The sequence below is a fragment of the Plantactinospora sp. GCM10030261 genome (assembly GCF_042666615.1).
Taxonomy (GTDB): Bacteria; Actinomycetota; Actinomycetes; order Mycobacteriales; family Micromonosporaceae; genus KBS50.
Map to the genome: position 1 here is coordinate 140890 of NZ_JBHTDD010000014.1, position 21211 is coordinate 162100.

A 21211-nucleotide genomic window follows, 5' to 3' on the forward strand; every position below is an offset into this window, starting at 1 on the left:
GGGAACTCATGGACATCATCTGGTACGTCATCCTCGGCGCCTTCCTCGCCACCTACCTGGTCCTCGGGGGCTACGACTACGGCGTCGGTCTCTGGCTCGCCCGTCGGGCGGCGCCGGCCGACCGCCGGCTCGCCCTCACCGCCGTCGGCCCGTTCTTCCTCGGCAACGAGGTGTGGCTGGTCGCCGCGGTCGGGGTGCTGTTCGGCGCGTTCCCGATGTTGGAGGGTGAGCTGCTCTCCGGGCTGTATCCCGTCGTGGTCCTCGCGCTCGTCGGGGTGATCGTGGTGACCGTCGCCGTCCAGTTGCGCAGCCGGCCGGCAAGCGACCGGGCCCGCGCCCGCTGGGACCGGCTGGTGGTGATCGGCAGCGCGCTCGCCGCGCTCGGCTGGGGGGCGGTGCTCGCCGGACTGCTCCAGGGCGTCCCGTTGGCCGCCGACGGGCGCGTGCACAGCGTCGGTCACGTGTTCACCCCGTTCGTGGCGGCCGGGGCGCTCACCCTGCTGTCGCTGGTGGCCCTGCACGGCGCCACGTTCCTGGCCCTGCGGCTGCCGGAGGCCGCCGCCACGGCAGCCGCCCGGTACGGCCGCCGGCTGGTGCCCGCCGCGCTCGCCGCCGTGGCCACCGTCACCGTCGTGGGCCTGCTCACCGACCGGGTACGGCAGACCGTCCAGCAACCGGTGACCGCCATCGTCGTGCCGGTGCTGCTCGCCGCCGTACTGCTGGTGATCGGAGGCGCGTTGCGCCGGAACCGTCCCGGTGTCGCGTTCGCGGGCTCGGCCGTGGCGCTGGCGCTTCCGGTCTTCGCGGTGGCGGCGATCACCTGGCCGTACGCGTTGATCTCCAGCGTTGACCCGGCGGCCAGCCTCACCGTGGCGGACGCCGCCGCGAGTGCGCCCACCCTGCGGCTGCTGAGCTGGGTGGCGGTGCCGCTGTTGCCGACCCTTATAGGCTTCCAGGTGATGTGCTGGTGGGTGTTTCGCGGACGGGTCGACGGCCGCGCGCCGGTGTACTGGTGAGCCGTCGCCCGTTCGATCCGCGGCTGCCGCGCCGGGTCCCCGCGACCCGGCGCCAGCTCGTGCTGCTCGTGCTGCTCGGCGTCGGCACGGCGCTCGCGGTGATCGGGCAGGCGACCGCGCTCGCGGCCACCCTCGCGGCGGGCGCCGGTGGCCGGCTGGACCGGGTGGCCCTGGCCGGCTTCGTCGCCAGCGTGGCCGCCCGGGGAACGCTGCACTGGGCCTCCGGGGTGGTGGCCGCCCGGATGGCGGCCACGGTCAAGGCCGCGTTGCGCACCGAACTGCTGGCCGCGGTCGGCCGGCGCGGTCCACTGTGGTTGACCGGGCAGCGCGCGGGGCAGCTCGCGACCCTCACCGGGCGCGGGCTGGACGCCCTCGACGCCTACTTCACCGGATATCTGCCGCAACTCGTGCTCAGCGTCACCGTGCCGGTCGCCGTCCTGCTCCGGGTCGGCGCCGCCGACTGGAGTTCCGCCTTAATCATCGCGATGACGCTGCCGCTGATACCGATCTTCGGAGCGCTGCTCGGTTGGCAGGCACAGGCCGCCACGGAGCGCCAATGGCGACGGCTCTCGCTGCTCGGCGGCCATTTCCTCGACATGGTGGCCGGCCTGCCGACGCTGCGCGCCTTCGGTCGGGCGAGGGCCCAGGTCGGGACCGTCCGCCGGATGGCCGACGGGCACCGGATCGCCACCATGAAGACGCTGCGCGTCGCGTTCCTCTCCGGGCTGGTGCTGGAACTGGTGGCCACGCTCTCGGTTGCCCTGGTGGCGGTCCCGATCGGGCTGCGGTTGCTCGGTGGCGGCATCGCACTGCCGACCGCGCTGCTCGTCCTGCTGCTGACGCCCGAGGCATACCTGCCGTTGCGAGCCGCCGGCAGCCGGTTCCACGCCAGCATGGAGGGCCTGACGGCGCTCGACGAGGCACTCACCCTCTCCGACGACGAGGAACCGGGCGGGGCGACCTCCGCGACCAAAGTCACCAGCCCGGCGGCGGTCACCCACCGGGCCACCGGACCCGCGGACCGGTCCGGGGTGCCCGAGACTTCCCCGGCACCGGTCGGCGAGATCCGCTTCGAGGGAGTCACCGTCGCGTACCCACGAACCACCGCGCTGCGGGACGTCACGCTTGCCATCCGGCCGGGTGACCGGATCGCCGTGGTGGGGCCGAGCGGCGCCGGCAAGAGCACCCTCCTCGGCCTGCTGCTCGGGTTCGTCCGACCCACCGCCGGCCGGATCACGGTGGCCGGCGTCGACCTGACCGAGATGGACCTGGAGGACTGGCGCCGTCGGGTGGCCTGGGTGCCGCAGCGGGCCCACCTGTTCGCCACCTCGCTGGCCGACAACATCCGGCTGGGCGACCCGACGGCGGCCACCGACGCCGTCGACACGGCGGTCCGGGCGGCCGCCCTCACCGACGTGCTGGCGGCGCTGCCGGATGGGCTGGCCACGCCGCTGGGCGAGCGCGGGTACGGGCTGTCCAGCGGGCAACGGCAGCGGGTGGCGCTGGCCCGGGCTTTCCTGCGGGACGCCCCGCTGGTGCTGCTCGACGAGCCCACCGCGCGGCTCGACGGCGCCTCCGAGGCGGCCGTCCTGGACGCGACCAACCGGCTCGCGGCCGGCCGGACGGCCGTCCTGGTGGCCCACCGGCCTGCCCTGCTGCGCAACGCCGATCGGGTGCTCCGAGTTGTTGACGGCCGGCTCACCGAACTGGCCCGGACGCCGGAGACGGTCGGATGACCGGGCTCGCCCCGGAGCGCGGGCTCGCCCCGGAGCGCGGGCTCGCCCCGGAGCGCGGGTCCGAGCCGGTGGCCGGGCCCCGCCGCCGACTCGGGCCGGAACGTGCCGTGCTCCGGCTGGCCCGCCCCTACCTGAGCCGGCTGTTCGGGGCTGGCCTGCTGGCCGCCGGCACGGAGCTGGCCGGGCTGGTGTTGATGGCCACCGCCACCTGGCTGCTCATCCGCGCCGCCGGCCGACCACCGCTGGACGCCCTCACCGTGGCGATCGTCGCGGTCCGCGCGCTGGCCGTCGGCCGTGGCGTGCTGCGCTACACGGAACGGCTGGTGGGACACGACGCGACCCTGCGGGTGGTCACCGACGTGCGGGCCGGCGTGTTCGCCAGCCTCGCCCGTCGACGGGGCGACGAACGCGATCGGCGCAGCGGTGACGCGCTCAGCCGGCTGGTCTCGGACGTCGAGGCGGTGCAGGATCTGTTGCTGCGGGTGCTGGTGCCCGGCGCGGCGGCCGCCGTGGTCGCGGTGGTCGCGGTCGCCGGCGCCGTGGTCATCGCGCCGGCGAGTGCCGTCGCGCTACTGGCCGGTCTGCTGCTCGCCGCCGTCGGCCTGCCGACCGTCGCGGTGATGCTGACCCGGCGCGCGGCCGACCAGGTGGCGCCGCTGCGCGGGGCGTTGGCCGCGGACGCCGTCGACCTGACACACGGTGCCGCCGACCTGGCCGCCTTCGGCGCCACCCAGGCCGCCCTGGACGTCGCGGCCGGTCGAGCCCGGCGGCTTGCGCGGCTGGAACGCCGGCTCGCCGCCGCCGGCTTCGCCGTGGACGCCGTGGGCGTGCTGCTCGCCGGAGCCACAAGCGCCGCGGTCGTCCTGGTCGCGTTGCGGGCAGACGTGAGCGGGGTGCTGGTCGGCGTCCTCGCGGTCGGCGCCCTGGCCGCCCTGGAGTCGGCGTTGGCACTGGTTGCGGCGGCACGGCAGTGGGCGCAGCTACGAACCGGCCTGCGCCGCGTCGCGGCACTGCTGCCCACTCCCGACGACGAGGCGGAACGGTCCGTCGCGCGCTCCCCCGCCGACCGGCCCGGCGCGGAGCTGGACGCGGCGCAGCGGTCCGCCGCGCCGGACGACGCGGTCAGCCGCGCCCGCGGGACGACCACTGACACCGCCGAGCCCTCGGTCGGGCACCGGCTGCGGCTGACCCGCGTTCGAGTCCGCTACCCGGGGTCCCCGGGTCCCGCGCTCGACGACATCGACCTGGACCTGCCACCAGGTCGGCGGGTCGCCGTGGTCGGCCCAAGCGGCGCCGGCAAGAGCAGCCTGCTCGGCGTGCTCACCGGCGCACTGGTGCCGGAGGCGGGTCGGGCCACACTCGACGACATCGACATCTCCCGGTACGGCGAGGAGCGGCTGCCCCGCCTGATCGGCGGGTTGACCGCCGACGCCCATGTCTTCCACGCCACCGTTCGGGACAACGTCGCGCTCGGCCGCCCCGGGGCCGACGACCCTGACCTCGCCGCGGCGGCGGCCGCCGCCGGGCTGCTGGACTGGATCGACGCTCAGCCGGACGGCTGGGACACGATCGTCGGTGAGGATGGCGGACAGCTTTCGGGTGGACAACGGCAGCGGCTCGCCCTGGCCCGCGCCCTGCTCGCCGCGCCGGCCGTCCTCGTGCTCGACGAACCGACCGAAGGGCTCGACCCGACCGCCGCCGACCGGGTGCTGGCCTCAGCCGTGGCCGCCATGCCGGCTGGGCATTCCCTCGTGCTCGTCACCCACCGCCTGAGCGGGCTCGACGCGTACGACGAGATCCTGGTCCTCGACGGTGGCCGGATCATCCAGCGGGGGGCGCCCGCGGCGTTGCGGGATCGTCCCGGCTGGTACCGCGACCAGTGGTTGCTCCAGGAGGCGGCCGAGCGCGGTTACCTGAGCCTGGCTCCGTGACCCGTCCGGGCACGTCCCTGACCTTGGCTCGGGGACGTTCCGGGAAATCGCCGGACGCGGTCCGCGGGTCCCGGTGGCATGCTGGACGGATGCTGGAACCCGGTGCGACGCTCATCGACGAGTACGTGCGCGACCTCGACGGCCATCTGCGCGGGCCGGCGCGCCTCAAGATCGACCTGCTCACCGAGGTACGCGACGGGCTGACCGACGCCGCCGAGGGGTACCAGGCTGACGGGCTGTCCACCGACGAGGCGCAACGGCACGCGCTGGCCGAGTTCGGGGCGGCCGGCCGGCTGGCCGGGGAGTACCAGACCGAGATCACCGCCCGGTCGGTACGCACCCTGGCCGTACGGACGCTCGCGGTGGCCGCCGTCCTGATCAGCACTGGTGATCTGACCTGGCGCGGCTCGCCCTGGTCGGCGACGCCGCCGCCGGCCGGCTATCAACTCGTTAGCGCGGCGGTCAACTGGCTCTGGGTGGCCGCCCTGGTGAGCGCCGTGACCAGCATCGGTATCCTGGCGTGGCTGGCGCGGCGCGGTCCGGACGAGTCGGCATGGCCGGTCCGGCTGGCGGGCACCGGCCTGACCGTGGCGCTGGCGGCCACGCTTGTGAACACCGCTGTCCTGTGGGTCTGGTCGGTGCGCCTGTGGGACGGCGCGCTGCTCTGGCCCCCCATGCTGATCGGCCTGGTCGCGCTCGTCGTCGCGTACGGCTGGTTGGGTTCTGGCGTGCGGAACTACCTGGTCGGCGTGCGTTGATCCGGCCAGTGGGCGACACCGCTGATCACGCTGGTGCGGCCGGTGGCCGGGCATCCCCCAGGAACGCCTGCACGGTGGCGCTGAACTCCTGCCAACTGGCCCGTTCACCGGCGAGCGTCCGCCGCCCGCCCGCGGTGAGCTGGTAGGTGCGACGCTGCCGGCCGTTCACGACGCTCCAGTCGCTGGACACCCAGCCGGCGCGCTCCAGGCGACGGAGGGCCGGATAGACGGTGCCGGTGGGCAGGTCGAGGCTGCCGCCGCTGCGTGCCTTGAGCGCCTCGATGATGGCGTAGCCGTGCATTGCCCCGCTCTCCAGGACGGCGAGGAGGAGGGCGTCGAGATGGCCGTGCAGTGCCTGCGCCTTCATAAGTAGAAAGCCTACTAGTTAATCGGCCCGAACTCCACCGGGGTGCGGGCGCCGCTTCGCCGGGTAGGCCCATTAGGGTATGTGCGCAGAGTCACCCGCCCGGACAGCTCGTAGGTCGAGCGCCCACTGAATACACACGGAGGTCAGCGTGGCCCGCCAGCCGTCCAACCGGCCCGACGCCGACGAGCCGGACAGCGAACTCGACGCGGAACGTCCGAACAACGCGCCCGACCAGGACCCGAACGCCGACGAGAGTGGCCACCTGGAGACCGAGGCCGCGGCGGATTCCGTCGCCGACCGGTCATTGTGGGAGGAACTCCGGATCACCCCCGTGGAGATCGCCCTCCCGAGCGGAGCCGGCTTCACCTTGCGGGCCTACCGGATGTCGGACCAGGTTACCGCCACCGACATCGAAGAGCGCGAAACCGACGATCCCTTCGCGGCACGACGCCGGGCGGCCCTCGCGGACGCCGAGACGGAGCAACTGGACGACCAGTTCACGGAGGAGTTGGCCGAGGCCGAGGTGGAGGCCGACGAGCGGCGTGGGGCGCGGGGCGACCGCGACGCCGCCGACCTCGACGTCGACCGCGACGAGCCCGACCCCGCCGATTTCGAGGACGAGCCCGAAACCGATGTCGACGCCGAGCAGGTGCCGGAACCGGAGCCTGAGGAGGTGCCGGTCTTCCTCTCCCACCGGGGCCGCCTGCTGCTCTTCAAGAGCCCGGAGTCGCTTGTCTCCTTCATCCGTTCCGGCGCGCCCAACGACATGACGCAGGTCGACACCTGGGATCAGCTCGTCGACCGGGTCGAGCCGGCCGACATCGTTCCCTCGGACGAGGACTCCTACGAGCTGGACCTCGTCGTGGAGAACCTGCGTGGCGGACATGACACCTGGGACGCCAACCTGCTCATCAAGGCAGGTGAGGCGGCGCGCGACCTGTCGTACGCGCTACGCCTGCCGTCCGTTCTGGACATGCTGTCCACCGGCTCCAGCCTGGACGACCTGGACGAGGCGCTACGGTCGACGGTGAAGGGTGGCCTCGGCGGGTTCCGGGGACGGCGGCGGGTCAGGAAAATCGGTGCGCAAACGGCAAGTCTCGGTTGGCGCACGATTATCGGCAAGATCTCTGCCGTCGTGGACTGGCGCGACTGACCCTGAGCAGGGAGCATCAGTTCTTGGCACACGTCGTGTCAGGGGAGGAGGACGACCACGTGGCGCTCGTGCGGGTGTATTGCGGTCTGGCCTTGGCGGATCAGACTGCTCGACCGGCCTCGGCCGGACCGGCGCTGACCTCCGCTGTGGTCGACGACGCGGGCCGGCTGCTGCATGTTTGCGATGTCGGTGACGACGCGGCGGGCTATGCGCGGCTCAGCGCGTTGCTCGCGGAACGGTCCAGCGGCCCCGGTGACGCGGCAGTCGCCGCCGACAGCGACGATCACCTGGTCGTTTCGCTGCTCAGTGCGGCCGGCCGGCCACTCGCCATCGCCGACGACGACTCGGTCGACGACTACGCGGAGCGGTTCGCCGACGACGACTCCGTGGAAGAGATGCAGGCCCCGCCAGCCGTGCGGCGGGCGGTCGGCCTGGCTCGGGCGCTCCAGGCCGGAGCACTGTGGGCGGCCACCCTCCCCGCTCCCCGGGAGTTGACCGACTACAAGCCCATGCTGGCCGCACACGCGGCCCTCGCCACCGGTCGCCACTCGGCCGCCGCCGCGCTGCGCGAAGTGCTCCGCGAGCTCTACCCGGCCGCCCTCCGGGCGTACCCGGATCCCGCGGAGCCGGTGTCGCTGGCCGTCCTCGACGCGCTGCCCGAGCCGGGCATGTTGGGGGGCGGCCCGCGAGCCAGGGCCGCGTCGACGGCGACCGAACAGATCATCGTCGGGCTGGCGGCCCACGGAATCGCCGCGCCGGCCGCAATCGACGAGGCCGTGACGGCGCTCCGGGTCGCCATCGCCGAGACGGGACGCCGGGCGAGCGCGAACACCGCCGTGACCGCCGCGGCAGCGGAGACGGTACGTCAGGCCGTGGCGGCGGTCCGGGCCTGCGACGCCGGTTGCGAGGCACTGGTCACGGCGCTGTCCGCCCGGATGGCACCGCCGGCCCTGCCCAACCGCGGTGCCCGCCGGGCGGCGGAGGCCGCCGGAGCCCGTCGGCCCGCAGAGTCACCGGCCCCCCGGCGCGCCGCCCCGGAGTCCGCCGCACCACGTCGTGCCGGCGCGGAACCGGCCCAGTCCGACTCCGGACGGACCCGGCGCCGGGCCGCCGAGGAAGAGCCGATGCCCGTGATCGGTCGCCGCCGGCAACCGGAGCCTGCCGGAACGGCCGCGCCGCACCAGCCCGAGCCGGTGGCACCGCCGCCGATCGCCCCCGCTCCGGTGGGTCGCCCGGCGGCGCCGCCACGCCCGGTGGCCCCGGCCGCTCGTACCGCCTCCGACCCGCGATCAGCTTCCCGCGAGGTGGCCGAGTCGGCACCCGCCGCGTACCGGCGGGAGGCGCCGGCCAGCCGACCGGTCTCGGCGCCACCGCCACCGCCACCGGGCATCACACCGATCAATCCGGGACAGCGCGGACCCCGGCCGCCCGCCGAGGCCGGGGAGCCGTTCCGGCCCACCCTGACCACTGCGGCCATCAACAGTGCCCGCGCCGAACGGCAGCGCGCGACATCCCTTCCGCCCAGCGCCCGTCCGGAGCGACCCGCCCCGCCGAGCAACGGGTTCAGCGCCACCGATCTCAGCCTGCCTGTCCCGGCACCGCGCCCGGAACCGCCGGCGCCACCGGGTTCACGCGCCAACTGGCCCCTGGTGAACGGATCCGACGAGCACGCCGACGCGCAACCCCATGGGGGCCGTCCCGCGAACACGCCATCCACCACCGGCGAGCAGCGGGTGACGCCGCCGTGGCTGGCCGACGATCTGCCCCCGGAGCCACCTGTGCTCCGGCTCGTCGAGCCGCCGCCGTTGGCCGATCGCGCGTTGCGGGACGACTTCGGCCGGCGCGCCGAGCCAGCCGACGATACGCCGCCGCTGCGTCTCGTAGGGACCGAATCGGACCTGCCGACCCGTGGCGACCTGACGAACGGCGCCCGATTCGGCGGAGCCGAGCTGCCGGCCCGGCGGGAACGGACCAACGGCTCCCGGGGTGCTTCGCCGGAACCGGCCGCGGCGCTCGATTCGTCGAACGGCCACCGCAACGGTCCGGCGGACCTTCCCGTCTCCGACGAGGGCGACGGTGATCTCCTCATCTTCGCGGCCACCCGGTCGGCGTGGTTCACCGGGCATACCGACGAGCCATCCGAACTGGACTGGTCCTCGACGGCAGACACCGGGTGGCACGCGGCCGAACAGGCGGCCCGGCCGTCCATCGGCACGGAAACCGGCGCCGGTCTGCCGAAGCGGGTGCCGCAGGCCAACCTTGTGCCGGGTTCACCCCTGCGGGACGAACGTCCGCTCCGGATCGTGCGGAACGCGGCCAGCTTGGCCGAGAACACCACCGGCTACTTCCGGGGCTGGCGGCGCGGCCAGGAGATCGGTGGTTACGCGGTCGGTGGACGGCCGGGTCGGGAGTCCGCCGGCGGCTGGGACTTCAGCCGCGAGCAGGACGACTCCCAGCGCGACTACGAGTTCCGGTCGGCCGGCTACCGGTCCTGACCAGATCGCAACAACCAGGCCGGGACACCCAAGTAGTTGGGTGTCCCGGCCTGGTTGTTGCGGGAGCGGGTCGGAGAGGGAGTCCCGGCGCCCACGTTTGCCACATGGTGGCGCCGGAGGGCACACGTCAGCAACGCCGCGCGAAACACCGCGGCGCAGGAGCACACGAGCCGCAGACGCGCCCATTGTGGACCGGACGGCATCGTCCGGTCCACAATGTCCAGCCGATCAGGCCGGTGCGACCGCCCTCGAACGCCGCATCGTCAGGACGTACTCGACCAGCGAGATCAACACGTGCTTGGTCGACTCCCGGTTCCGGGCGTCACACGCGACGACCGGCACCTCGTTGGAAATCGCCAACGCCTCGCGGACGTCCTGCGGGTCGTGGTACTGCATCCCGTCGAAGCAGTTGATGGCCACCAGGTACGGAAGCCGTCGATGTTCGAAGAAGTCGATCGCGGCGAAGCAGTCCGCGAGCCGACGGGTGTCGACCAGGACCACGGCTCCGATCGCCCCACGCACCAGTTCGTCCCACATGAACCAGAAACGCGTCTGGCCCGGGGTACCGAAGAGGTAGAGGATCAGATCTCGATCGATCGAGATCCGACCGAAGTCCATGGCGACCGTAGTCGTCGTCTTACCCGGCACCTGTCGCGTGTCGTCAACGCCCACGCCCGCCGATGTCATGATGGCTTCGGTGGTCAGCGGCGTGATCTCCGAGACCGAGCCGACCAGCGTCGTCTTGCCAACGCCGAACCCACCGGCGATGACAATCTTCGCCGATGTCACGCGCCCCGCCATCTGGCGGTGCGACATGTCAGAGCCTGCGAAGTCCACTCAGCACCCTCTCCAGCAGTTCAGTGCCCACCGCGTCGTTCGAATCGTCAAGGGAAGTGGGTTCGTGCACGGCCACCATGCCGTCGGCAGCCATGTCAGCGATGAGCACCCTAGCCACTCCCAATGGCAACTGCATCCGCGCCGCGATCTCCGCGAGCGACTGCAATCGACCGTCGCAGAGCGCGGCGATGTATTGATGCTCCCGACCGTGGCCGCCCTTGCCGTTTCCGGCGGTCCGACCACGTACCGTCGTTTCGACGAGCGCTTCGAGAGCGATGTCGAGCCGGGGCCGGGTTCGCCCGCGGGTGACGGCGTATGGCCTCACCAGCGAGCCGGTCGGCTCGTCGCGCTCTGGCATCATCGCCGCTCACCCCCTTCTCCCCGCACCGCCGGCTCCACCTGTGGAACCGTACCTACGTCCATCATGGATCAGGCCGACTGGTTGCCGGCCATGACCCGGTCAGCCCAACATCCCCGCCGCGGCCCGCGGGGACGGTGTCAGCGCTTCGCCGACCCGATCCACGAGCAGCGCCATTTCATACCCGACCTGTCCAACATCACAACTACGAGCCGCGAGCACGGCGAACGACGACCCGTCCGAAATGGACATCAAGAACAGGAAGCCGTTGTCCATTTCTACCACCGTCTGGAGGACAGCTCCGCCCTCGAAACAACGCGCCGCCCCCTGTGTGAGGCTGACCAGCCCGGACGCGATGGCCGCCAGTTGGTCTGCTCGATCTCGCGGGAGGTCCCTCGATCCCGCGAGGAGCAGACCGTCCGCGGAGACCGCGACGGCGTGGGCGACTCCCGGTACGCGATCGGCGAAGTTGGCGAGAAGCCAACCGAGATCCTGCGTCGTTGTCATCCTTCATGCTCCTTCTGCCCGCTTCCGGCCATCGGGCCCAAGCCAGCTTGCGAGGATTGCCGCCCCACCGAAGACGTCTCCGGCTGGGTCGTGTTGTCGTCCGTCGGGTTCGAACGACCGCGCTGAACGCCGCGGTGGTACGCGGAGAGCAGCCCACGCACGGCCTCCGGGGTGCGGCGCTGCACCGAGGTGCTCGGCTTCTCCACCCCACCGGGTACGAGCTGCGCCATCGGCCTCCGCTTCGGAAGGCCTGTTGAGGTGGTCTCGTTGACGGGCACCTCACTCGCGGCGGTGGCCGCGCGCCATCCATCATCCGCCGCGGTACGCCAACTCTCGGACGGTGTCTCGCTGCGGCGAGCGGCCGCCCCGGCCCCGAAGCCGGCAGCGCCCCCACCGCGCCGGGTCTCCAGGCGAACCGGCGGGACCGGGCCCGAGGATCGGGACGCGTTGGCCATGCTCATGTCACCTGCCGTGCCAGTGGGCTGGTCCGGCCCCGCTTCGTCACGTACGGCGGCGAACTGCTGCGTCGACGCGTTCTGCGTGGCCGAAGCGCGCTGCGCCGCCAGTGCCCCCTGCGCGGCCGATGCGGCGGGCGCGGCCGGTGCGGCGGGTGCGGTCGGTGCGGCGGGTGCGGTCTGCGCGGCCGGCGTGATCGGGGCCACCGGCGCCGTGGGCGGCGCGGTCGGTGTCCGAGGCGCCGGCTTGGCGGTCGAGGCAGAGCCCTCCTCGCCGGCCGGGCGTCGGGTGCGGAACCAGGCCGACTCCAACTCCCGGAAAATCGGGAGTTCCATCGTTTCGTCCGCGAACCGCTGCCGGGACTCCGTCGCGCCAGCGGCGGACTGCGCCGGCACCGGCTGCGGCCGGGCCGGGGCGTACGGCGACGGTGGGGCCGAGGCCGGCGCGACCGTCGATTCGGACGTGGGCTGCGGAGCGGGCGCGGGCCGGTCCTCCCGGCGCATCACCCGCGGCATCTCAGCGGTCATGTCCAGTGCCGCGGAGAGGCGTTCGGGCACCGGCGGCGCGCCGGCGTCCCGCTCGGGCTGTGGTATCGGCGGCCACACCGGCGGCGCACCCGTCGGCTGGCTCCGGTCCGGCGCGCCCGACTCCGCCGGACGCTGGCCGCTGACCGGCTGGGCGCTGACCGGCTGGGCACTCACGGGCTGGGCACTCACGGGCTGAGCACTCACCGGCTGGTACGGAGCCGCCGGCTGGCCACTCGCCGGCTGGCCACTCACCGGCTGGTACGGAGCCGCCGGCTGGCCACTCACCGGCTGGGTGGCCGGCTGGTAGGGCGAGGCCGGCTGCTGCATCGGCTGTGCGCTGACGGGGATGGGGCCGGTGCTCGGCGATGCGGCGGCCTCGTCCGGCATGGCGACCACCCAGCCCGACGAGGAGGCCGGTGGGGCGGACGCGGCCGGCGGAGCCGAGGCAACCGGCGGCACCTGGGACGGCGCCCCGCGGCCAGTGCGGTCCTGACCGGCCGACCGCTGCTCGGGAATGGCCGGCATCTGCGGGGCAGCCTGCTGAGCGGACCCATTGCCGCCCTCGGCCTCGACCGTCCACTGGTCGGAGCGGCGCTGCGGAAGCGGATCCACGTCGCCCCCGGGACGGGCGAATCCGCCCGCTCCGTTGGCGGCCGAAGCTCCCGTGAGATCAGACCAGGCCGGCATGCCGTGGCTTTGGTTGGTGCGCGGCGAACCACCGTTGGTGCCCGGTCCGTCGTACCTGCCGGATCCGTTGACCGGAACGGCGGGCTGGCCGTTGGCCGTCCGCTGAGCCGGACCGCCTTCTAGTGCCAGCGGGGCGCCGTAGGGGCTGGCCGGCGCGCCGGTGAGTGCGGCGGGCTGTTGTCCCCGACCGGCGAGGGCTCGTGGCACCAGCACAGGGCTGGGCAGGGTGACCTCGGCTACGGTCCCCCGATCGGTGCCGGGCCGCAGCTCGACAGTGACGCCGTGCCGGGCCGCCAGCCGGGCGACCACGACCAGGCCCATCATCCGGGAGACTGCCACGTCGACCTGTGGCGGCGTGGCGAGCCGTTCGTTGAGGTCCCGGATCTGGTCCTGGGTGATGCCGATCCCCCGGTCCTCGACGTGGAGGGCGGCACGGTCTCCGATCCGCCGGGCCTCGACCATCACCTGGGAGTCGGGCGGCGAGAAGGAGGTGGCGTTGTCGAACAGCTCGGCGACGAGGTGGACGAGGTCGTTGACGGCATGCGCCGCCACCTCGATGTCCCGGTCGATGATCCCGAATTCGATCCGGGTGTAGTGCTCGACCTCGGACTGCGCGGCGCGCAGCACGTCGATCAGGGCTGCCGGCTCACGCTGCACGCGGGTGGAGTCGGCGCCGGCGAGCACCAGCAGGTTCTCGTCGTTGCGGCGCATGCGGGTGGCCAGGTGATCGAGCTGGAACAGCTCGGCCAACCGGTCCGGGTCCTCCTCGCCACGCTCCAACCGGTCCAGATGACCGATCAACCGGTCCACCAGGATCTGCGAGCGTCGGGCGAGGTTGACGAACATGGTGGCGACGGACGCCCGGAGGGCGGCCTGTTCGGCCGCGGTGCGGACCGCTTCCAGGTGGACCGCGTTGAACGCCTCGGTCACCTGCCCGAATTCGTCCTTGCTGCGCACCGGCAGTGGTTCGGCGACCTGCTTGGCCACCTGGGCGGGGCTGGCCTGCCCCGTCACCTGCGGGTCACGCAACCGCGACACCGCCTGGGGCAGTCCGTACTGGGCGATGGTGAGGGCGCCGTGCCGCAGTTCGCGCAGCGATCGCGCCATCGACCGCGCGACCATCCAGGCGAACAGGATGGACAGCAGCAGAATGCCGAGGAGCAGACCGGTCTGCAGGAACACCTCGCGCTGCGTGTCGGAACGCAGCCCGTCGGCCCGGCTGACCGCGCGCCGGTCGAGTTCCGACTCCACCGTGCGGAACTGGTCGTTGCTGTCCCGCAGCGCGCTGTCCCACTGGTCGGCGCTGAACAGGCCCTGCCCGACGTTCTGGCCGGCCTTCTCGACGATCGAGCCGGTGTAGGTCAGGACCACGCGCTGGTCCGGACCGGCCACCGTCTGATCCAGCAGCCCGCTCTCGTTGGTGGAGGCGACCGACTTGAAGCTTTGCAGTGCCTGCGCCTGACCCTCGCGGGCACCGATGTAGTCGGTGAACAGTGACGGCGTCATTCCACCCTGGACGAGTGCCTGGTGGACGAGCAGCCGCTGCTGGGACAGGAACTCCTTGGCCCTGGCGATGGTGGCCGCGGCCCGCAGTCGTTCACTGAGGCCCGGGTCGGCGGCAAGCTGGGCCGCCGCGTCGCGCATGTCGAGCAGTTCGGCGATCAACTGGTCGTAGTCGAGGGCCGCGTCGGTCGCTCGGATCTTGCCGTTGGCCACCTGACTGCGCAGCCCGGGCAGATTGGCGAGGTCCCGGTCGATCTCGGTGAGCAACTGCTGGCTGCTCTGCGGCAGGCCGGACAGGTCCTGACGCCGTTCGGAGTACGGCTCACGCGCCTCGTCCGACTTGCCGTTGGCCTGGAGGTACGGCTCGCGGAAGCTCGCCCGGGCTTCCGCGTTCCGTTCGCTGAGCATGCGGACTGCCAGGGTGCGCTCGGCCTGCAACTGGTCGATCATCGCTGCGGACGCCTCGGAGACCTGCGCCAGGCTGTGTGCCCGGTTCGCGTTGCTGAGTGTCTGCAGGCTGTCGATGAGACCCGTGGTGCCGACCACGATCGTGGCAATTGTCGGCATGATCATGATGAGGCCGAGTTTTGACCAGATCGGCATGTCACGAAGCCGGCCGACGAAGGGCCGACGGGTCCGCGACTGGACAGAGGTCGCCGCCTTTGGCCGCTCGCTCACGTCACCGCCCTCCCACTTCGGCGCCCCCGAGGGAGAGGCGGGCACCGCTCAGCGACCGACCCGGCCGGGTCGGACCCCCGAGATTCCATCACGCCGCTCGGCAAGAGGAAAGCCCAGGTTGTCACTCGGTGGAAGTGTGGTGGGATATTAATGGAATTTGATTGCAAACCGTTTTCCTGGAGTCACTAACAGTGATTACGCGTCCTGTCGGCGTCATCCTGCTGGCCGGCCCCTCGGGGTCAGGAAAGTCGTACATAGCGGGTCGCACCGGACTTCCCGTTCTCTGCTTGGACGACTTCTACAAGAATGGCGACGATCCAAGCCTGCCTCGGCTTGACGGTCGGGTCAACTGGGAGTCACCCCAGGCATGGGACGCTGAGGCGGCGGTACAGACCATCGCCCGACTTGTCCGGGAGGGCAAGGCCGAAGTGCCGGTTTACGCGATCGGCGCGGACCGGCGAGTCGATACGCGGCTTCTTGACCTGACCGGATCGCCAATTTTTGTTGCCGAAGGGATATTCGCCGCAGAGATCGCGCCCGCCTGCCGGTCCCTCGGTCTGCTCGCGGAAGCGTACGCGCTCCGCCGGTCCCGCTGGCTGACCTTCGTCCGGCGCCTCCTGCGTGACCTGACCGAACGCCGCAAGGCACCCGGCCTGCTGGTGCGGCGCGGCGTGGCGTTGCTGCGGGCAGAACCGACCGTGTTGGCGCGGCAGGCCGGTCTCGGCTGCCGGCCGGCGAGCGGGCGTTCGGTGTTGCGCCGGGTGGCCCAGTTCCAGGACCGTCCGACGCCGGGGCAACGACGCCAACGGCCGGTACCGGCGGAACCGGCATCGGACGTCACCCCGTCGCCGGGCACCACCCAGGTCAACCCAGCAGCCTCCCGTACGCCGGTTTGATGACCTCGTCGATGATGGCCAGGCGCTCGTCGAACGGGATGAAGGCGCTCTTCATCGCGTTGATGGTGAACCACCGGAGTTCCGCCCACCCATAGCCGAACTCCTCCACCAGCAGGGCCATCTCCCGCGACATGCTGGTGCCGCTCATCAGCCGGTTGTCGGTGTTCACCGTCACCCGGAACCGCAGGTCACGCAGGAGTCCGATGGGATGCTGCGCGATCGACGGAGCGGCGCCGGTCTGCACGTTCGACGAGGGGCACAGCTCAAGGGGGATCCGCTTGTCCCGAACGTATGCGGCCAACCGGCCGAGCACCGGCTTCCCGCCTGCCGCCACCGGTGTGATGTCGTCCACGATCCGCACCCCGTGACCGAGCCGGTCGGCGCCGCACCACTGGATCGCCTGCCAGATCGACGGCAGCCCGAACGCCTCCCCGGCGTGGATGGTGAAGTGGGCGTTCTCCCGCTGGAGATATTCGAAGGCGTCCAGGTGCCGGGTGGGTGGGAAGCCCGCCTCGGCGCCGGCGATGTCGAATCCCACCACCCCGCTGTCCCGGTGCCGCACCGCCAACTCGGCGATCTCCTGGGAGCGGGCCGCGTGCCGCATGGCGGTGAGTAGCGTGCCGATCCGGATCTGCCGACCCTCCCGGGCGGCGGTCTCGGTGCCGGCGGCGAAGCCGGCGAGCACCGCCTCGACCACCTCGTCGAGGCTCAGATCCCGTTCCAGGTGTTGTTCCGGCGCGAACCGCACCTCCGCGTACACCACACCGTCGGCCGCGAGGTCCATGGCGCATTCGGCGGCCACCCGATGCAGTGCCTCCGGTGTCTGCATCACGGCGACCGTGTGTTCGAATGTCTCCAGGTAACGCTCCAGCGAACCGGAGCCGGCGGCCGCGACGAACCATCGGCCGAGTTCCTCCGGGTCGGTGGTGGGCAGTCCGTGCCCGATCTCGGCGGCCAGGTCGATGACCGTACCGGGCCGCAGGCCACCATCAAGGTGATCATGCAGCAGAGCCTTCGGAGCCCGGACGATGTCTTCGAATGAGATCGCGACCATGCCAAGACATTAGTCAGCCAGCGGGCACCGGTGCCGGCAGGCCGGCGGTAGTCGTGTATGTCCAGCCGACTGCGACTCACCCGATGGAGACGAGGTGGCCTCACCCCGATCCGGGATGTCATCTGGATGATGACAGAGATGGTGGCGGCGTTCTTCGAGCGGTTACCGCGTCGGCACGACGTGCTGCCGGAGAATGTGAGTGCGACGATCCGGTTCGACGTCAGCATGCACGAGGGCCAGACCGACCACTGGTACGTGCGGATGCGGCGGGGTGAGGTGCGGGTCTCCCGATCTGTCCAGCCTGCGGACTGTGTGATCCAGGGTGACGCCGCCGTCTTCGACGGCCTGCGGCGGGGCGGCAGCCTCCTCGCCGCGCTGTTCCGGAATGATCTGTCCGTGTCCGGGGACATGCGCGTCTTCGCGTTGCTCCGGCAGGTGCTGCCGGGGCCGCCCGATGCCCGGGATCCGCGGGAACTGGTCCGAGGACCGGGATGAGCGACCTGGTCAGCATCCTGGACGGCAACTCGTTCGTGGTCAGCGACCGCAACGGGGACATCGTCCCGTCCGTCCGCTTTCCCACCGGGGTGTTCTCGTTCGACACCCGGTTCATCTCGGCCTGGATCCTGAGCGTCAACGGGGAACGGCTGAATCCCCTGTCAACCGACGACGTCCAGTATTACGAGGCCCGGTTCTTCCTGGTCCCCGGCGAACCGACGCATTACGTCGACGCGAAGCTCTCGGTCATCCGTCATCGCTCGATCGGCGGCAGCTTCGACGAGCGGCTGACCGTGTTCAACCACGACGGCCGGGCCATGGACATCCTGGTCCGGCTGGACATCGCCGGCGACTTCGCCGACCTATTCGAGATCAAGAACAGCGAGTTGGACAAGCGGGGCAGGATTACCACCGAGATAGCCGACAACGAACTTCGCATGATCTACCAGCGGGACCGCTTCCGCCGGATGGCGGTAATATCCACAAGCGTTCCGCCGACCGAGATCGACGAGTCAGGGCTGGCCTGGAAGTTCCGCCTCGACCCGCGGGACCAGTGGGTGACCGACCTGCGGGTGGAGACAGTGGTGCAAGCGGCTCCAGGGTATCCGACCGAGGTCTCCATCCAACGGCACGCGCGGCAGACCCGGGCCCGGAAACAGCAGGAACTGCAGGACTGGCTCGCCGCGGCACCACGGCTGGTCTGTGAGAACGCGTCGCTGCGCGGGGCGTACGAACGCGGGCTTGTCGACCTCGCGGCGCTGCAGTACATCCCGCTCATCACCGCCGGCCAGAGCCTGCCGGCCGCCGGGCTTCCGTGGTTCATGACCATGTTCGGGCGGGACAGCATCATCACCTGCCTACAGTCTCTGCCGTTCCTTCCCGGCATGGCGGCCACCACCCTGCGCGCGCTCGCTCTCGCCCAGGGCGGCAAGCTCGACGACTTCCGCGATGAGGAGCCCGGCAAGATCATTCACGAGGTCAGGTACGGCGAGACCGCGGCGTTCGAGGAACAGCCCCACACCGCCTACTTCGGGGCCGCGGACAGCACCCCGCTGTTCCTCATCCTGCTCGACGAGTACGAGCGGTGGTCGGGAGACGCTGACCTGGTACGCGAACTGGAGCACGATGCCCGGCGGGCGCTGGCCTGGATCGACGGGTACGGCAACCTGCTCGGCGACGGGTACGTCTGGTACCAGCCGCGCAACACCGAGACCGGGCTTGTCAACCAGTGCTGGAAGGACTCCCCCGACGCCATCTCCTACCGGGACGGGCGGATACCCGGCTTGCCCCGGGCGACCTGCGAGATCCAGGGCTACGCGTACGACGCGAAGATCCGTACCGCCCGGCTGGCCCGGACCTGCTGGAACGATCCAGCGTTCGCCCAGCGGTTGGAGGCCGAGGCGGCCGCCCTGAAGGAGCGGTTCAACCGGGACTACTGGGTGGAGCGCGGGGAGTACTACGCGTTGGCGCTGGATCGCGACGGCGGGCAGGTCGACGCGCTCTCGTCGAACATGGGACACCTGCTGTGGTCCGGCATCGTCGCACCGGATCGGGCCGCCCGGGTCGTGGAACACCTGGTCGGTCCGCGACTGTACTCCGGCTGGGGGGTGCGTACGTTGGCGTCCGACCAGGGCCGGTACAACCCGGTCGGATACCACGTCGGCACGGTCTGGCCGTTCGACAACTCACTCATCGCCTGGGGGATGTGGCGCTACGGCTTCCGGCGGGAAGCCGGACTTATCGCGTCCAGCATCATCGCCGCCGCACCGTTCTTCGAGCACCGGCTCCCCGAGGCGTTCGCCGGGTACGACCGCAGCGTGACCGTACACCCGGTCCAGTACCCGACGGCGTGCAGCCCGCAGGCGTGGTCCGCCGCCACCCCGATGCTCCTGCTCCGCGCCGTGTTGGGGCTGGAACCCGTCGGGGACCGGCTGTTCATCGATCCGGCGCTGCCCGACGAGATCGGCCGGGTGGAGTTGCTGGACATCCCGGGCCGGTGGGGTGCGATGGACGCATTCGGCCGGCCGGAGGTCAGCCGGAAGCGGTGACCTAGTGGCTGTGGCAGGCGGTACGGGAGAATGCGCCGATGCATCCCGACGTCGTCCGCCGGCTGCGCTGCCCGGTCTGTGGCCGGGCCCTGGCGCCCGTCGGCCCCGGCCCCACGGACCCGCTGCGCTGCCCGGGCCGGCACAGCTTCGACCGGGCCCGGCAGGGCTACGTCAACCTGCTCGCCGGCCGGGCGTCGCACGTCGGCGACACCGCCGACATGGTCGCCGCGCGGGAGGAGTTTCTCGCCGCCGGCCACTACGCACCGGTTGCCGACCTGCTCGCCGGGGCGGCGCGGGAGGCGCTGTCGGCACGGGAGACGCTGTCGGCACGGGAGACGCTGTCGGCACGGGAGACGCGAACCGGCGGCGGCGAAGCGACGACGGTGCCGGCCGCCGGCGACGGCGCGCCTGGGGCGTACCCCGATCTGGTGGTGGACGCCGGGGCCGGCACCGGCAGGTACCTCGCCGCGGTGCTCGACGCGCTGCCCGGGACGGTGGGTCTGGCGCTGGACGTCGCCAAGCCGGCGCTGCGCCGCGCGGCCCGGGTGCATCCCCGCGCCGCCGCGGCGCTGGCCGACACCTGGCGGCCGCTGCCGGTGGCGGACGCCGCGGTCGCCCTGGTGCTGAACGTCTTCGCGCCCCGCAACGGCCCCGAGTTCCGCCGGATCCTGCGCCCGGACGGCGCGCTGCTGGTGCTCGCCCCGGCCGACGACCACCTGGCGGAGCTGGTCGAACGGCTGCGGCTGCTCCGGGTGGACCCGGCCAAGACGGACCGGGTCATCGCCAGCCTGGCCGGCGATTTCGACCTGGTGCGGCAGACCCCGCTGCGCTACCCGCTGCGATTGGACCGGCGGGCGGTGCGGACCGTCGTCGGAATGGGCCCGAGCGCCTGGCACACCGACCCGGACCGGCTCGCCGTCGACGTCGACCGGCTGCCGGAACCGGTGCCGGCCACCGTCTCGGTGACGCTGTCCGAGTTCCGGCCGCGCGCCACCTAGATCCTAGGTGGACAGATCCACTTCCTCCCAGCCGCCGGGCGGATCGTGGTACGGGCCGGAGAAGACCACCGCCCACTCCAGGGCCCAGCGTCGCTGGCCGATCGCGTTGGCGTCCACCACCCCGGGCAGCGGGCGGCCCAGCTTCTCGGCCTCCAGGTAGCTCCAGTCCAGGCAGTAGTAGAAGTCCAGCAGCATGGCGGCGTCGACCGCGTCCTGCGGCGCCACAAGCGTGCGGGACCGCCACCGGTCGAACGTCTCGCCGGCCGCGATGTTCGGCAGCGCCTCGATCAACCGCTCGTCCACCGGCTCGGTCGGGTCCAGGTGTTTGGTGAGCCCGAGCAGCCAGCAGAGCGCGAAGAGGGCGTCGTGGTGCAGGACGAACGATCGGTGGTCCCCCTCGCCGCCGGTGACGAAGTGCCACTCGGGCGGGGTGAGCGAGTCGACCAGGTGGGAGCTGAGCAGCCAGCTCATCCCGGCCTGCGGCGGCATGCCGAAGCACCGGGCCAGGATGAGCTGGAGGATAGCGGCCCGCGCCTCGATCTCGACGAGGGGCCGCAACTCCACCTCGTCACCCGGTTCCCACACCAGCGGGTACGACGGCGGCGGCAGGGGCAGCCCGAGCCGGCTCATCTCGTCGAGGCTGGCGTCTCGGACGGCCTGCGGGTCGGGCGTGCGTACGGCCACCGGATTCTCCTCGGAGGAAGGGGCCCT

17 protein-coding genes are annotated in these 21211 nt (G+C 71.9%); 10 read left to right on the forward strand and 7 right to left on the reverse strand.

Translation table 11 applies throughout. From position 1 onward, the window contains the following. Positions 1 to 8: 8 nt before the first annotated feature. From ACFQUZ_RS18340 to ACFQUZ_RS18355, 4 genes are all read left to right on the forward strand, one after another. Complete coding sequence (locus ACFQUZ_RS18340; protein ID WP_377443679.1) at positions 9 to 1016, forward strand: cytochrome d ubiquinol oxidase subunit II; 1008 nt, start codon at positions 9 to 11, stop codon at positions 1014 to 1016. Then, a complete protein-coding gene (gene cydD / locus ACFQUZ_RS18345) occupies positions 1013 to 2752 on the forward strand; it encodes a thiol reductant ABC exporter subunit CydD (RefSeq protein WP_377443681.1) in 1740 nt (579 codons plus the stop codon). The genes ACFQUZ_RS18340 and cydD overlap by 4 nt, the downstream gene beginning before the upstream one ends. After that, positions 2749 to 4683 (forward strand): thiol reductant ABC exporter subunit CydC, encoded by a 1935-nt coding sequence (cydC, locus tag ACFQUZ_RS18350; protein WP_377443683.1) that lies wholly within the window; start codon positions 2749 to 2751, stop codon positions 4681 to 4683. Before cydD ends, cydC begins: the two co-directional genes overlap by 4 nt. Positions 4684 to 4772: 89 nt before the next feature. Further along, entirely contained in the window at positions 4773 to 5441 is a 669-nt protein-coding gene (locus ACFQUZ_RS18355; RefSeq protein WP_377443685.1) for a permease prefix domain 1-containing protein, read from the forward strand. Positions 5442 to 5466: 25 nt separating this feature from the next. Here the strand turns inward: ACFQUZ_RS18355 and ACFQUZ_RS18360 are convergent, their stop codons facing one another. Continuing rightward, complete coding sequence (locus ACFQUZ_RS18360; RefSeq protein WP_377443687.1) at positions 5467 to 5808, reverse strand: PadR family transcriptional regulator; 342 nt, start codon at positions 5806 to 5808, stop codon at positions 5467 to 5469. Positions 5809 to 5956: 148 nt separating this feature from the next. Here ACFQUZ_RS18360 and ACFQUZ_RS18365 point away from each other — a divergent pair, with 148 nt between their 5' ends. Continuing rightward, on the forward strand, positions 5957 to 6961 hold the full coding sequence (locus ACFQUZ_RS18365; protein ID WP_377443689.1) for a DNA primase: 1005 nt from the start codon (positions 5957 to 5959) through the stop codon (positions 6959 to 6961). Between the two features lie 35 nt (positions 6962 to 6996). Beyond that, on the forward strand, positions 6997 to 9456 hold the full coding sequence (locus tag ACFQUZ_RS18370; protein ID WP_377443755.1) for a transposase: 2460 nt from the start codon (positions 6997 to 6999) through the stop codon (positions 9454 to 9456). Positions 9457 to 9684: 228 nt separating this feature from the next. On the opposite strand, the gene ACFQUZ_RS18375 is transcribed toward ACFQUZ_RS18370, so the two are convergent. From ACFQUZ_RS18375 to ACFQUZ_RS18390, 4 genes are all read right to left on the reverse strand, one after another. Then, positions 9685 to 10272 carry an ATP/GTP-binding protein gene (locus ACFQUZ_RS18375; RefSeq protein ID WP_377443691.1) on the reverse strand — a complete coding sequence of 196 codons (588 nt, stop codon included), beginning with the start codon at positions 10270 to 10272 and terminating at the stop codon, positions 9685 to 9687. A 1-nt stretch (position 10273) separates the two neighbouring features. Beyond that, positions 10274 to 10651, reverse strand: coding sequence for a DUF742 domain-containing protein (locus tag ACFQUZ_RS18380; protein WP_377443757.1), 378 nt, complete (start codon positions 10649 to 10651; stop codon positions 10274 to 10276). 102 nt (positions 10652 to 10753) lie between these two features. Further along, entirely contained in the window at positions 10754 to 11158 is a 405-nt protein-coding gene (locus ACFQUZ_RS18385) for a roadblock/LC7 domain-containing protein (RefSeq protein WP_377443693.1), read from the reverse strand. Then, positions 11155 to 15009, reverse strand: coding sequence for a nitrate- and nitrite sensing domain-containing protein (locus tag ACFQUZ_RS18390; RefSeq protein WP_377443695.1), 3855 nt, complete (start codon positions 15007 to 15009; stop codon positions 11155 to 11157). The genes ACFQUZ_RS18385 and ACFQUZ_RS18390 overlap by 4 nt, the downstream gene beginning before the upstream one ends. A gap of 287 nt (positions 15010 to 15296) precedes the next feature. Between ACFQUZ_RS18390 and ACFQUZ_RS18395 the strand changes: the two genes are divergently transcribed. Next, positions 15297 to 15905: an ATP-binding protein gene (locus ACFQUZ_RS18395; RefSeq protein ID WP_377443697.1), complete on the forward strand. Its 609-nt coding sequence runs from the start codon at positions 15297 to 15299 to the stop codon at positions 15903 to 15905. Here the strand turns inward: ACFQUZ_RS18395 and ACFQUZ_RS18400 are convergent. Continuing rightward, positions 15874 to 16959: an adenosine deaminase gene (locus tag ACFQUZ_RS18400; protein WP_377443699.1), complete on the reverse strand. Its 1086-nt coding sequence runs from the start codon at positions 16957 to 16959 to the stop codon at positions 15874 to 15876. The two genes, ACFQUZ_RS18395 and ACFQUZ_RS18400, sit on opposite strands and share 32 nt — an antisense overlap. Positions 16960 to 17088: 129 nt before the next feature. Between ACFQUZ_RS18400 and ACFQUZ_RS18405 the strand changes: the two genes are divergently transcribed. The 3 genes from ACFQUZ_RS18405 to ACFQUZ_RS18415 are packed head-to-tail and all read left to right on the forward strand — an operon-like array spanning position 17089 to position 20500. Beyond that, a complete protein-coding gene (locus ACFQUZ_RS18405; RefSeq protein WP_377443701.1) occupies positions 17089 to 17454 on the forward strand; it encodes an SCP2 sterol-binding domain-containing protein in 366 nt (121 codons plus the stop codon). Then, the gene (locus ACFQUZ_RS18410; RefSeq protein WP_377443703.1) at positions 17451 to 19502 is read left to right on the forward strand and encodes a glycogen debranching N-terminal domain-containing protein; all 2052 of its coding nucleotides are present in this window, start codon (positions 17451 to 17453) and stop codon (positions 19500 to 19502) included. The genes ACFQUZ_RS18405 and ACFQUZ_RS18410 overlap by 4 nt, the downstream gene beginning before the upstream one ends. Positions 19503 to 19540: 38 nt before the next feature. Next, positions 19541 to 20500, forward strand: a complete 960-nt coding sequence (locus ACFQUZ_RS18415) for a putative RNA methyltransferase (RefSeq protein ID WP_377443705.1) — start codon at positions 19541 to 19543, stop codon at positions 20498 to 20500. Positions 20501 to 20503: 3 nt separating this feature from the next. Here ACFQUZ_RS18415 and ACFQUZ_RS18420 read toward each other — a convergent pair whose 3' ends face one another. Beyond that, on the reverse strand, positions 20504 to 21130 hold the full coding sequence (locus ACFQUZ_RS18420; protein ID WP_377443759.1) for a DUF4272 domain-containing protein: 627 nt from the start codon (positions 21128 to 21130) through the stop codon (positions 20504 to 20506). Between the last annotated feature and the right edge of the window lie 81 nt (positions 21131 to 21211).

Bases quoted from the DNA above. Each gene is read 5' to 3' on its own strand.
- ACFQUZ_RS18400 (WP_377443699.1), bottom strand. From the start codon at position 16,959: ATGGTCGCGATCTCATTCGAAGACATCGTCCGGGCTCCGAAGGCTCTG.
- ACFQUZ_RS18380 (WP_377443757.1), bottom strand. From the start codon at position 10,651: ATGCCAGAGCGCGACGAGCCGACCGGCTCGCTGGTGAGGCCATACGCC.
- ACFQUZ_RS18410 (WP_377443703.1), top strand. From the start codon at position 17,451: ATGAGCGACCTGGTCAGCATCCTGGACGGCAACTCGTTCGTGGTCAGC.
- ACFQUZ_RS18420 (WP_377443759.1), bottom strand. From the start codon at position 21,130: ATGAGCCGGCTCGGGCTGCCCCTGCCGCCGCCGTCGTACCCGCTGGTG.
- ACFQUZ_RS18355 (WP_377443685.1), top strand. From the start codon at position 4,773: ATGCTGGAACCCGGTGCGACGCTCATCGACGAGTACGTGCGCGACCTC.
- ACFQUZ_RS18360 (WP_377443687.1), bottom strand. From the start codon at position 5,808: ATGAAGGCGCAGGCACTGCACGGCCATCTCGACGCCCTCCTCCTCGCC.
- ACFQUZ_RS18415 (WP_377443705.1), top strand. From the start codon at position 19,541: ATGCATCCCGACGTCGTCCGCCGGCTGCGCTGCCCGGTCTGTGGCCGG.
- ACFQUZ_RS18405 (WP_377443701.1), top strand. From the start codon at position 17,089: ATGACAGAGATGGTGGCGGCGTTCTTCGAGCGGTTACCGCGTCGGCAC.
- ACFQUZ_RS18340 (WP_377443679.1), top strand. From the start codon at position 9: ATGGACATCATCTGGTACGTCATCCTCGGCGCCTTCCTCGCCACCTAC.
- ACFQUZ_RS18375 (WP_377443691.1), bottom strand. From the start codon at position 10,272: ATGTCGCACCGCCAGATGGCGGGGCGCGTGACATCGGCGAAGATTGTC.
- cydC (WP_377443683.1), top strand. From the start codon at position 2,749: ATGACCGGGCTCGCCCCGGAGCGCGGGCTCGCCCCGGAGCGCGGGCTC.
- ACFQUZ_RS18385 (WP_377443693.1), bottom strand. From the start codon at position 11,158: ATGACAACGACGCAGGATCTCGGTTGGCTTCTCGCCAACTTCGCCGAT.